11 protein-coding genes are annotated in these 13,049 nt (G+C 36.9%); 4 read left to right on the top strand and 7 right to left on the bottom strand.

The window, feature by feature from the left end; all coding sequences use genetic code 11:
• Positions 1-40: 40 nt before the first annotated feature.
• Positions 41-1,054 carry a DUF1646 family protein gene (locus AC2TFD_RS07015; RefSeq protein WP_335509562.1) on the top strand — a complete coding sequence of 338 codons (1,014 nt, stop codon included), beginning with the start codon at positions 41-43 and terminating at the stop codon, positions 1,052-1,054.
• A gap of 202 nt (positions 1,055-1,256) precedes the next feature.
• Here the strand turns inward: AC2TFD_RS07015 and AC2TFD_RS07010 are convergent, their stop codons facing one another.
• The gene (locus AC2TFD_RS07010; RefSeq protein WP_484675358.1) at positions 1,257-2,270 is read right to left on the bottom strand and encodes a PAS domain-containing protein; all 1,014 of its coding nucleotides are present in this window, start codon (positions 2,268-2,270) and stop codon (positions 1,257-1,259) included.
• Positions 2,271-2,505: 235 nt separating this feature from the next.
• Here AC2TFD_RS07010 and AC2TFD_RS07005 point away from each other — a divergent pair, with 235 nt between their 5' ends.
• Positions 2,506-3,168 (top strand): FMN-dependent NADH-azoreductase, encoded by a 663-nt coding sequence (locus AC2TFD_RS07005; protein WP_484675357.1) that lies wholly within the window; start codon positions 2,506-2,508, stop codon positions 3,166-3,168.
• Positions 3,169-3,202: 34 nt separating this feature from the next.
• Here the strand turns inward: AC2TFD_RS07005 and AC2TFD_RS07000 are convergent, their stop codons facing one another.
• Positions 3,203-4,207: a hypothetical protein gene (locus AC2TFD_RS07000; RefSeq protein ID WP_484675356.1), complete on the bottom strand. Its 1,005-nt coding sequence runs from the start codon at positions 4,205-4,207 to the stop codon at positions 3,203-3,205.
• A gap of 177 nt (positions 4,208-4,384) precedes the next feature.
• Between AC2TFD_RS07000 and AC2TFD_RS06995 the strand changes: the two genes are divergently transcribed.
• Both AC2TFD_RS06995 and AC2TFD_RS06990 read left to right on the top strand, forming a co-directional pair.
• The gene (locus AC2TFD_RS06995) at positions 4,385-5,536 is read left to right on the top strand and encodes a diguanylate cyclase domain-containing protein (RefSeq protein WP_484675355.1); all 1,152 of its coding nucleotides are present in this window, start codon (positions 4,385-4,387) and stop codon (positions 5,534-5,536) included.
• A gap of 160 nt (positions 5,537-5,696) precedes the next feature.
• Positions 5,697-6,962, top strand: coding sequence for an ATP-binding protein (locus AC2TFD_RS06990; protein ID WP_484675354.1), 1,266 nt, complete (start codon positions 5,697-5,699; stop codon positions 6,960-6,962).
• A 40-nt stretch (positions 6,963-7,002) separates the two neighbouring features.
• On the opposite strand, the gene yhbH is transcribed toward AC2TFD_RS06990, so the two are convergent.
• The 5 genes from yhbH to AC2TFD_RS06965 all read right to left on the bottom strand — a co-directional run bounded on the left by yhbH (position 7,003) and on the right by AC2TFD_RS06965 (position 12,982).
• On the bottom strand, positions 7,003-8,169 hold the full coding sequence (gene yhbH, locus AC2TFD_RS06985; protein WP_335509551.1) for a sporulation protein YhbH: 1,167 nt from the start codon (positions 8,167-8,169) through the stop codon (positions 7,003-7,005).
• A gap of 256 nt (positions 8,170-8,425) precedes the next feature.
• Positions 8,426-10,321, bottom strand: coding sequence for a PrkA family serine protein kinase (locus AC2TFD_RS06980; RefSeq protein ID WP_335509549.1), 1,896 nt, complete (start codon positions 10,319-10,321; stop codon positions 8,426-8,428).
• 448 nt (positions 10,322-10,769) lie between these two features.
• Positions 10,770-11,519, bottom strand: a complete 750-nt coding sequence (gene nfsA, locus AC2TFD_RS06975) for an oxygen-insensitive NADPH nitroreductase (protein WP_335509547.1) — start codon at positions 11,517-11,519, stop codon at positions 10,770-10,772.
• 57 nt (positions 11,520-11,576) lie between these two features.
• Complete coding sequence (gene trmL, locus AC2TFD_RS06970) at positions 11,577-12,050, bottom strand: tRNA (uridine(34)/cytosine(34)/5-carboxymethylaminomethyluridine(34)-2'-O)-methyltransferase TrmL (protein WP_335509637.1); 474 nt, start codon at positions 12,048-12,050, stop codon at positions 11,577-11,579.
• 65 nt (positions 12,051-12,115) lie between these two features.
• Entirely contained in the window at positions 12,116-12,982 is an 867-nt protein-coding gene (locus tag AC2TFD_RS06965; RefSeq protein ID WP_335509544.1) for an amidase domain-containing protein, read from the bottom strand.
• Between the last annotated feature and the right edge of the window lie 67 nt (positions 12,983-13,049).

Genomic DNA, 13,049 nt, shown 5'->3' with positions numbered 1-13,049 from the left:
TAGTTTTTTCATTTAATAAAATATAAAGGATTTGGTATGTTTGATTGGATTAGTAATCATTTTAATTTTAGTTTTATTTCTACCTTTTTCCGTGAAAAAAGTGGAACACAATTTGGAGATTTTCTTATTTGTTATGGGAATTGCCGCTGCGACGATTAGCGGTATGATGAACCTTCATTTAATCGAAAAGGCACTTATTGATCCGATTAACATTACACTTGCAGTATTGATTGCTGGATTAGTATGTAAGTGGGGGCAGGTTCAACTCGAAAAGTCGATTCTTTGGTTAAGCAAAGCATTAACTCCAAGAATTTTCTTCGGCTTAACCGTCATTATTCTAGGACTAGCATCCAGTATTATTACTGCGATTATCGCAGCGATTGTCCTGGTTATTATCATCAACGTCCTTCCACTTGACCGTAAATCAGAAATTCGCTTTACCGTTTTAGCTTGTTTTTCAATTGGGCTTGGCGCTGCCCTCACCCCTATTGGCGAGCCATTAGCAACGATCACCATTAGTAAGTTAAATGAAGACTTTTTTTATCTTCTAAAATTAATTGGTCCAGAAGTTATTCCTGCGGTCGTCCTGTTTGGTTTATTGACAATCTTTTTGGTTAAACCCCAAGAAAGCTCTGATGGTTTAGCGTCAGAACAAAAGGTAGAAAGCTATAAAGAAATTTTGGTTCGATCTGCAAAAATTTACTTGTTTGTCATGGGTCTAACCTTCTTGGGACACGGATTTGAGCCATTAATAAATGAGTATATTCTTGGACTTCATCCAATGTTGTTATACTGGATTAATATGATTTCAGCAATTTTAGATAATGCTACCCTTGCAGCAGCAGAAATTAGTCCAGCCATGGACCAAGAAACAATACGTGCTGTTTTAATGGGTCTAATTATCAGCGGCGGTATGCTGATACCTGGTAACATTCCTAATATTATTGCAGCTGGGAAACTGAACATTACAAGTAAAGAATGGGCACGTTTTGGTGTTCCCGTTGGACTAATAACCATGGCAGTTTATTTTGTAGTTCTGTTTTTTATCTATTAATCTTATGGTAAAAAAAGAATCGGAATCCACTTAAAAGTGAAGCCGATTCTTTTTATTGTCTAGCTCCAGCGCCCAGCGGCTAGTGTACTTCGCCCTTTTCCCTACGATAAGTCAACATCGGATCGCTAACGCTCTCCGTGTTTCCTTTATCTCAGTCAAAGTACTCCAGTCCATACGCCGCTGAACGGGCGCTTCCGCTTTTCTATTTTGACAACATATGCATGCGGTCAATTGCCTTTTCTTTCATCATTGGTGTAAACAATGAATAACAGTTTCTCCCTTTCTCCTTGGAGTGATACATAGCTAGGTCCGCATTTATTATTAAGGTTTCCATATCTTCACCATGAATGGGATGCAAGCTAATTCCAATACTAGGAGAAATGATAAACTTTTGTCCATAAATCCTAAATGGTTCTTTCATAGTCTTGATGATCTCTTCACTCACTTCAAATGCTTCATCTACGGATGTTATTTGGGGCATAAAGATAATAAATTCGTCTCCGCCAAATCTGGCTAGGACGTTATCTTCTTTTATTACTTCTCTTAGCCTCCTTGCAACAGATTGCAATAACTGGTCTCCTGCTTCATGACCCAAGCTGTCATTAATTATTTTGAAATGGTCTAAATCCAGCAAGAGAATACCTTTATCAGCCGCAGAGTTATATTTATTTAGACAGGACTTAATAAACCAGCGATTCGGTAAACCAGTTAGGGCATCATGATAGGCCATATGTGAAATCTTCTCTTCTGCATTTTTTAAATCTGTGATATCCAAACCAAAACCAAGTAAATACTCTTTCTTTGATTCCTCAAGATTTATAATTGTTTTTCCAGTAAGCATATGACCTTTTTTTCCGTTGAATTCTGTGCTTACCTCATTTGTTTGAAGTGTCCCTTTTTTCCATACCTCTAGATCAATTTCACGCAAACTCTCAGCTATAGATTTAGGAAAAAAGTCAAATACTGTTTTTCCAACAAGATCTTCCCCATTTACACCATGTGCTTTACAGACCTGTTCATTTACAAAAATGGTTCGACCTTCCGGATCCTCTAAAAAAATATTAATAGGTAACGCATCAAGAATTTTTAGATGCAGGGACTCGTTTAAGCGCAGGCTCTTTATAAGATGTTTCTCTCTATTTTCTAACTCTTCTACTCTATTCCGTAATTCTTCTATTTCACTTTCCTCATTAAAATGCGATTTTTGCCGAATCATCATAAATTCCGCCTTTAGTCTGATATCTGCTACTTTAATAACTTAATCATATTGTATTTCTAAATCATTATCTATTAGATTTCTAACAATTTAATGAAAATTTTAAATTTTTTCCTTCAAGGAAATAGACACTGATTGTTCAAGAACTTCACTTTATGTTCAAGAATGTTCAAGTTTTTTTCCTTATAATAATAGTAATGATTGATCTCATAAAAATTGATTGGATGTGTGTTAGGTGGAGAAATTATTATATATCACTGCTAATCCTAAAGGGCTTGGAAAATCAAAAGGGTTAAAAATTGGTGAAGCCTTTATTACCACAGTTAAAGAGGAAAATCCGGAAATGGAAATCAAACATATCGACCTCTTTACATTAGATATTGCTCATATGGATGCAGAATTAGTTTCTGCAAGAGGAAAATTAGCAGGATATGGATATACATTAGATCAATTAACCGATGGAGAAAGAGAGAAAATCCTGAAAATGCATACACTAGCTGAGGAATTCCTGTCTTATGACTATTATGTTTTCGTCTCTCCTATATGGAATTTAAGCTCTCCAGCAGTGTTAAAAGCATATTTGGATAATCTATTTATTGCAGGTAAAACCTTTGCGCATACGGCAAATGGTCCAAAAGGTCTTCTTACTGGTAAAAAGGCAATTCATATCAATACCCGCGGTGGTCTCTACACTGGTACACCAATGAGTGAGTTAGAATGTGGAGACCGTTATTTAAGAATTGCACTTAACTTCCTAGGAATTGAAGTAATGGACACGATTATTGCCGAAGCATTAGACATCTATCCTCAAAAAGTTCCAGAAATTATTGAAAAAGCGAAAGAAGCAGCTGTTCAAGCAGCAAAGGAAATGATAAAAGCTCCAATCGCTCAAGCATAGCATGAAAAAAGCTTCCTTATAGAGGAAGCTTTTCTTATGCAAAACGATAGTAAATGAGAAGGAATGTTGATAGGGTAAAGACAAAATTCAAAAATACAAATACCATACGGGAAATTTTGGTACTATGGATATTAATAGGCGGGTCATAAAAGGATACACCCTCTATAATAAAAATCAGCAAAACGATGTGAATCATGAGATGACCAATAATCTCCGTTACACCAAATAGCATGGTCGATGTGATAAAGATTAAGGTCAAAACAAAAGCTAAGAGACGATTCAGAATCCCTACTATTAGCAAATAGCCTACAACAAATTCGATAAACGCAGCAAGAACCACAAAGGTTGCTGGCGCAAACCCAAATGTTGGAACGGCGTGCTGGTGAATAATATCAATACTCATAGCCGGATAGACCCATTTTTCAACAGCCACCCAGCATAGCGACAAACCTGTCCCTAAGTAAAGAAATGGAAATCCCCAATCTTCTAGTTTTGATCTTCCTACTAATAAAACTCCAACAATGGCCAGGTAAAATCCATAATCAAGCATATGAAATAGTCCTGATTGCCCCAGCTGATAGAAGAATAAAATCAGTATAATCAGTGCTCCGGCTTTGGTTGCAAAATGATTTGGAATAAGTAATAGAAGGATTGTTATCCACATTAATATACGTATGATTGAGTTAGTAATCGCAAATTCTGGTGCAAATAGGGTACCCGACAAAACCTGAATAAGGAACGCAAGGGCAGTACCATATTTTAAAATATATCTAGAAGATTTACGATATTTATCTAGGAACCCATCAATTTTTTTGGTGATTGGAATATTATCAAGTATTGGCAATAGCTGCGTTAAGACAGCAAGTAATGCGGCAATCAATAAGGTAATAGATATGAACATCGGCGATAAAATGTTTTCGACTTCCTCTTTTTCCGATGTAACTTCCGTAAACCATTTTACATGTGCATCCACCAAAAAAGGTGAACAAACCATAACAAAAACAAATAATATTACGACTATAGCTTTTCTCTTCTTCATTAGGTCCTCCCCAAAAAGTTTTCATTTATATGTTTTTCGGATACACGCCTAAATATTCGAGCGATAGGAAATATTCGCACCTGCTCATTCACAGATGTATGTTTTTCTACTATAATTAATTGATGGTTTATGTAATGATAGAGTGGACTAATGTTCCAGAAATATAGGAGTTTATGAATGATAAAAGACTTAATATCTAATGCAACAATTTTAATTGCCACATTTACAATGATGGGTCAACTTTTTAAAAACAAGCCATTACATTCCTCCTCACGTGCTCTAACAAAAATTTATTGGGGGATTTGTTACGGGATTCTTGGAAATATCTTAATGCAATATAGCTTTCAAATTAATACAACGACCATAGCAGATTTACGCCACTTGGCTATAGTAATTGCTGCTGCCTTTGGTGGATATATTCCCGCTATTATTGCCTCTGGGATCATTGCTTTAGGGAGATTATTCTTTTTTGGCTATAATGAAACAGCTTTACTTGCAGCTATCGGAGCACTTTTAACAGGGATTGCGTGTAGCATGTTTTCGAAATTAGATTACCATCCTGCAGTGAAAGCCTTTTATATGAACTTAATAGGTTTATTTTTCATTTCAATTGTTTTTGTTACATCTATTGAAGATCGAACAACCTTGACATATGTACTCATTACCCACTATCTTATTTCATTCATTGGTGGATTTTTGGCCTATCACTTATCCGCGTATATTGCCAATTCAAATGCTGCGGAACGAGAATTACATTTGAGCTTAATAAAATTAAAGGAAAGTAAACAAAAACTCAATAGAGCAAATGAAAAGCTAAATCGCCTTTCATATATGGATGGTCTTACAGGCATTGGTAATAGAAGACATTTTGATGAAACTTTAACAAAGGAATGGTCAATGGGAGCCCCAAGAAATACACCAATTACACTAATTATGTTTGATATTGATTATTTTAAAAAGTTCAACGATACTTATGGTCATTTAGAAGGCGACCATTGTTTACAAAGAATTGCTGAAGCCATAAATAAATTGGTAATCGACAAACCAAACATCACCTTTTGTCGATATGGCGGAGAGGAATTTGCGATGATTCTGTCTTCCACTGAACAGAAAAAAGGAATGCAATTGGCCGAACTGGTTCAAGAGGAAGTTGAATCACTTAAAATCGCCCATATTAGTTCGGAAATATCCAAAATTGTAACACTTAGTATAGGAATGGCCACACTAACTCCGTCTCCTGTAAATACACCCAATCAATTAATTCATTTGGCAGACACGGCCTTATATACTTCCAAAACCAATGGGAGAAATACCATTTCTATTTCATAAAAATACTGAAGGGATGTTGCATACATACCCTTTTTTATGTCAATCTTCTACATTTTCCATCTGTTTTCACGGATTTATTCTAAATAATTAGTAAATTTAGTTGTATTAAGTCGAAGAAGATTGTAAAATTTTCCTAAAGGACTATTGGACGGTGAAATAGATGGAAATAACGAAACACCTTTTCTTGAATCTTTCCATTTTAATAATATTGCTCCTCTTTCTCTTAATTTGGCTTGACCGAAGCAGCAATATATCATTATCAAAAACTGTTATTATCTTTATATCCATCTTAATGTTATGGATTTGTATTCATTTCGCCTATAGTCCTGTTCCATATGCAAGGTATGATTTGCGTATTATTCCCATTGTCATAGGCGGTTTATATTTTGGAATTGGTCTCATTCTTATTGCTGCTATGTTTATTATTAGAATCTTTTACGGTTTTGATGCAGGTCTAATTGAGACAATCATTCTTTATATTCCACTCTCCATCGCTTTTTTCCGGCTTTCACCCTGGTTCTGGAAACAACCCTCAGACCGTCGAATTACCATATCAATTTTTTTAGGAATCATCCTGGGAATCCTTACTGTCGGGGGTATGGAATTTATCAATCAAACCGGAAGTAACTGGTATGATGTATGGTTAGCATATTTAACGATTCCCCCTTTAGGTATTGGGCTTATCGCATATTCGATAGAATATATCAAAAAAAGTGTGGAACTTAAACTTCAATTAATCAAAGTGGAAAAATTAAAAGCTGTAGAACAAATGGGTGCAGCCATTTCCCATGAGATTCGAAATCCACTGACTGCAGCAAATGGGTTTGTTCAGTTACTCAATGATGACTACCTTCCTAGACATAAAAGAAGAGAATATCTCTCGATTGTAAAAGACGAACTAAATTCTGCTGAAAGAGTCATTCAAGATTATTTAACATTTGCCAAACCTTCCTTGGTTTCAATTGAAGAACTAAATGTCAAAAATGAACTAAAGCAAATCATTAACATCTTAACACCGATGGCGAATCAAAATTCTGTAGAAATTATCACCGATTTTTCGGTCATTGGATTTATTAAGGGTGATCGCCAAAGATTTCGGCAATGTTTTATAAATATTTTAAAGAACGCTTTAGAGGCAATGCCAACTGGCGGTCATCTTTATATTGATACTTTTTTCAGCAAGGATTATGTAACCATATGTGTCAGAGATACTGGAATGGGGATGACTTCCGAACAGCTTGAACGACTTGGCGAACCCTATTATTCAACAAAAGGCAAAAATGGGACTGGGCTTGGCATGATGGTGGTTTATAGTATTGTACGAGCTATGAATGGTTTTATCAAAGTGGAAAGTGAATTGGGGGCAGGTACTACCTTTCGCGTAAAATTTCCAACCATCACATCTATTCATAAAAATGAACAGTAAAAAAGATAAAATCGACAGGCATTGTACCTGTCGATTTTCGTTAAGCATACATCTTATTTTCTTCTTTTTGGAAAAAGCTTTTCATCGCATGGAATACATCCGCTTTTTGCTTGAGAATATAGTAGCGGAACTGCTCATCTTTGATATTCTTGTAGGCAGACATTAATGTCGAATGACGGTTATACTGATTAACCTCTCCGTAACCAAACATGTTTGAAACTTTCATTAGTTCTTCAACAAGCTTTACGCAACGAGCATTATCAGATGTTAGATTATCACCATCAGAAAAGTGGAATGGATAAATGTTGAATTTTCGCGGGTTGTACTTAGCATCGATAATTTCTAAAGCCTTTCGGTATGCAGACGAACAGATTGTTCCACCGCTTTCACCCTTTGAGAAGAAATCCTCTTCAGGAACAACCTTAGCTTCTGTATGATGGGCAATGAATTCAATTTCTACAGTTTCATATTTGGTCCGCAAGAAACGAGTCATCCAGAAGAAGAAACTTCTCGCCATATACTTCTCCCATATTCCCATGGATCCACTTGTATCCATCATGGCAATAACGACCGCCTTGGAGTCTGGTTTAATCACTTCATTCCACGTCTTAAATTTTAAATCTTCCTTGTAAATCGGATGGAATGCAGGTTTCCCCGTCATAGCATTTCTCTTGAATGCCGACATCATGGTACGCTTCTTATCAATATTACCCATTAGGCCTGTTTTACGGATATCATTGAACTCGATATTTTCAACCAAATGCTCCTGTTCTTCTTTTCTCTTCAGATTTGGCAGTTCTAGTTGTTTAAACAAAGCTTCTTCTAATTCCATTAATGAAACTTCAGCTTCAAAGTAATCCTCACCGGCTTGATCCCCAGCACCTTGCCCTTTTCCTGGACCTTTTTGCGCATTGGAACCATCACGAGCAATAACGTCACCTACTTGACTCTCACCGTCACCTTGGCCCACGTGTTTGTTTTTATCATAATTATAGCGGATTTTATATTCGTCCAAGGAGCGTATTGGAATTTTCACCACATCGCGTCCATTAGACATAATAATGCTTTCCTCTGTAATGAGGTCAGGAAGATTGTTTCGAATAGCCTCCTGAACTTTTTCTTGATGCCTTTGCTGGTCATCGTGGCCTTTGCGGTGGAGGGACCAATCTTCTCTAGAAATCACAAATTGATGGTTATTGTCAGACAATGTAAACCCCTCCTTATGAATTTTTTGTTTGCTTGAGTCACATTTTCTTTCAAATGTCATAAAATAACCCGAGTGCAAAAATGCATATTATATTGATTACTTTATCCTATGCAGAAACCGCAAATTATTTACAAATTATTATGACAATTAGGCTCATGCAAACAAAAATGGACGAGCATTTGTGATAATTTATATAAGTTAAACCAATTATTGAAAAAAACAGACTGGCAGATCCTTCCGCCAGTCCCTACTATTTTTACCGGTTTAACAAGCTGCCTACATACCTTAATAGTTCATTCGCGGATGTTGAGTTATAGCCATGTTCGTCAATAAGTCTGGCAACCACATCATTAATCTTCTTTAACTGCTGCTCATCAGGTGTTTTTGAAGAAGTAGTAATCTTCACTACGTCTTTAAGGTCAGCAAATAATTTCTTTTGAATTGCTTCACGAAGACGATCATGTGAGTTGTAATCAAATCGCTTCCCTTTTCTTGCAAAGGCTGAGATACGAATCAAGATTTCTTCCCTAAACGCTTTTTTCGCATTCTCAGAAATACCAATTTGTTCTTCTATCGAACGCATTAATTTTTCATCTGGATTGATTTCCTCACCAGTTAAAGGATCACGAAGCTTTGCTTTGTTGCAGTATGCTTCAACATTATCAAGATAATTGTCCATTAACGTTTTAGCAGACTCTTCATAGGAATAAACAAAGGCTTTTTGAACTTCATTCTTAGCGATATTGTCATACTCTTTTCGGGCAACCGAAATGTAATTCATATAACGCTCACGGAGTTCAGCCGTGATTGATGGATGTTGATCCAGCCCGTCTTTTAATGACCTTAATACATCTAAAGCATTAATGGACGGTACTTCTTTCCGGATAATCGTAGATGAAATTCGGTTGATAACATAACGCGGATCAATTCCGCTCATACCTTCATCTGGATACTCTTTCTTAAGTTCACTTACATCTACGGCGTTAAAACCTTCTACGTTTTCACCATCGTATAGGCGCATTTTCTTTACTAAATCAATATCGCCTTTTTTCGGCTCTTTTAGACGAGTTAGAATGGTAAACATTGCCGCAACGCGTAATGTATGCGGTGCAATATGCACATCCGAAACATCACTTTCACGGATCATCTTTTCATAGATTCTCTCTTCCTGAGAAACTTTTAAATTATAAGGAATTGGCATCACGATAATCCTAGAATGTAATGCCTCATTCTTCTTATTTGAAATAAAGGAACGATATTCCGTTTCGTTCGTATGAGCTACAATCAACTCATCTGCTGAAATTAAGGCAAACCTTCCTGCTTTAAAGTTACCTTCTTGCGTTAATGACAGCAGGTGCCATAAGAATTTTTCATCACACTTTAACATTTCTTGGAATTCCATCATCCCACGGTTTGCTTTATTAAGTTCCCCATCAAACCGGTAGGCGCGTGGATCTGATTCGGAACCAAATTCAGCAATCGTTGAAAAGTCAATACTTCCTGTTAAGTCGGCGATATCTTGTGACTTTGGATCGGATGGGCTAAAGGTTCCGATTCCAGTTCGCTTATCTTCTGAGAAGAAGATTCTTTCTACTAATACATCTTCAATTCTTCCACCGTATTCCTTCTCCAAGCGCATCATATTCAATGGTGAAAGATTTCCTTCAATTCGAATTCCATATTCTTCATAAAAATCGGCGCGCAGATGATGCGGGATTAAATGAAGTGGATCCTCGTGCATTGGGCACCCTTTAATGGCAAATACAGAGCCTCTATCCGTATGAGAATATGCCTCTAACCCCCGCTTAAGCATAGTAACAAGAGTAGATTTCCCTCCGCTTACCGGACCCATTAATAGTAAAATCCTTTTTCTTACGTCCAGTCGTTTTGCTGCAGGATGGAAGTACTCCTCAACCAGTCTTTCCAGTGACTCCTCAAGACCAAATAATTGATTACTAAAGAAATTATAATTCTTTGTTCCTTTTACGTCCTCAATACCAGAGTCCTTGATCATATTATATACGCGTGAATGTGCAGATTGTGCTACCCATGGCTTCTCTCTTAACAACTGTAGATAATCAGCAAATGAACCTTCCCAACGGAGCTTTTCTTCCTCTTCTCGAAACATCTCAATTTTTTTTAGAATATCCATAAGGCCCTCCCCCTGTGGCGTTTTCAGAGACGATTAATATACTCTATGCACCAAATAACTTGAACATGCGTACCGATGAATGATTCCTGCCTATCTTTTTTGTTTTACAAAAAGATTGGAATATTGCTCTTTTCATTTTTTTAAGATAGGCTATAATAAATGTATATGTGACTAAATAGAGAAATATCTTAAAATTAAGGAGGCTTTACATAAGCATGGGAACATTTATAATTATTTTAGTTATGGTGGCGTTTCTATCAGCTATTTTTACAGCAGGTTATAATGATAAGCCAGGTTCAAATAAATAATTTTCTGCATAAATAGGCTGCCTTCGAGGCAGCCTTTATTTTGTAGGAACGGTATTTTTTTGTTGAAACTGTATGGTTTTTTGTAGAAACTGTACGGTTATATATAAAACCTGTACGCTTTTACGCAGGAACTGCACACCTTATCTCAGATTCATCTTATTTTTCTGAACAAATTCCTTCATATACATACGGGTTTGTTTTTCTAGCATGTTCGCCATCTGCTCGGACCAGCGATCTTTCCGTTTCCCGCCTGTCCTTTCATCATAATAGCTGGAAATTAATTGGTCGTATTCTTGAAGCTGACGTACATAAGTGTCCTTATCCTGCTCATATTCTTCTTCATGATAGATATGTTCAAAGGGAAGTCTCGGCTTTTGGTCATTGATTTTATCTGGATAGCCAACCGTCATTCCAAACAGCGGTATTACTCTTTCAGGTGTCTTTAATAATTCCTTCACTTCATCGAGCTTATTTCGAATTCCACCTATGTAACAAATACCCAGCCCCATGGATTCGGCAGCAATTGCAGCATTTTGTGCAGCTAACGAGGCATCAATGAGGGCAACCATAAATTTCTCTGTACTTTCAATTGAAGGCAGTACATCCTTCCCTTCTAATTCTCCAATCAATTCATGGCGGCTTAGATCGGCGCAGAAAACAAAGAGATGACCATTTTGGGCAACATATTCTTGATTACCTGCAATCTCAGCAAGCTTTCGCTTCTTTTCCATATCTTTAATACCTATTATGGAATAGGCTTGTATAAAGCTGGATGTGGACGCGGCTTGTGCAGAAGCAACAATCATTTTAATTTGTTCATCACTTAATGGTTTGTCCTTAAAATGTCGGATGGAACGGTGGTTTAACATAGTGGTAATAGTCTCATTCATTAAAATACTTCCTTTCACATTACGAAAAAGAGGCCCCTTCGCTTGGCCCCTTACGTCTTATTTTAGATGACGATAGTCTTGCTGGCGCAACGCTTCATAGATTAGAATCGCAGCGGTATTGGATAAATTCAAGGAACGAATATTTTCGTTCATTGGAATTCTCAAGCTGACATCCTTATTCTTTTCAATTACTTCTTTTGGAAGCCCCGTCGTTTCACGGCCAAAAATGAAAAAGTAATCTTTATCTGGGCTGCTATAGTCAAAGGAACTATATGCCTTCTCACCAAATTTCGTGATATAGAAAAACTCTCCGCCTTCATTCTTCTGATAAAAATCATCTAGAGAATCATAGTAAACAATGTTTACAAACTCCCAATAATCCAATCCTGCTCTCTTTAACATTTTATCATCCGTAGAAAATCCTAATGGGCGAATCAAATGTAAGGATGTATCGGTTCCAGCACAGGTTCTCGCGATGTTTCCTGTATTTGAAGGGATTTGCGGCTGATATAGTACAACATGTATTGCCAAGTCACTCACCTCATAAAAAAACTCTCTAAACATTATACCATTAACCACCAGTCAAACAAATTTTCCTACCCATCCACAATTGTGAAAAACTTATATTTCATGTTAGGTGTATATGCGGATGAATCTTCATATGCCCAATACCTCATACGGCTATTGTACGTATTTGCATTTACAAGCGGCATTCCATAGGCATCCTTACCTGTAACAATCGTATTATGATTAAACCTGCCATCCCCTTCGAAGTCATAGCAAATGACATCTCCCAATAACAATTGATCCGGGTTGCTCATTTCCCTTGCCCTTAAGCCACTCTTAGAATTAGCCAAATACAAGCGTAACGAATGGGCCACAGTCCAGCTATAGCTCCAATTATTATTTCGAAGCCACCAGCCTGTTCCCCGGTTTGGATATCCTCTCATCGGTGCTCCGCCTGCGTGAAGACATTGCGAGATATAATTCGTACAGTTGTTTTCAAACGACTTATAAGCAGGATTGTAACTGTTCCACCAGCGTTCCGCATATTGAACCGCCTTTATGCGGTTATATTGATAGCTAATCCGTTCCTCCTGTTCACCAACTACTTCGATTTCTAACTCAGGCTGATTTTCATAAGGATTTACTTCTTCATCCATAATCAGATCATTGTTAAAAAACGTGCACATTCGTACTTCGACTTCTTCTTCTTGATAGAGAGTCCCTCTTTGTTTTATCAGGTATTGGTAATGAACCCGATAGATAGTAGTTTGATAATCCCCATCGAAAGATTGATTGAGGATATCCCCCCGTGCCTTTACCTTTACAATATCTGCAGAACGCTTCGCAAAAGACTCCAGCTTTCGTTCTGCCTTTTCATAATTTCCAGATTGTCTTTTACTCTTTGAAACAAATTGTTCGATACGCGCTTCAAACAATTTTTGGAGTGATTGATCCATCTTCATCTCCCCCTTCTGTTTCATACATATGTGCAGAAGGGAAAATTAATCAAAAAAAATGAGCAAG

The sequence above is a fragment of the Neobacillus sp. plas4 genome (assembly GCF_057221695.1).
The sequence above is the reverse complement of the archived record's forward strand: the minus strand, read 5'-3'. Positions and strand labels throughout refer to the sequence as shown.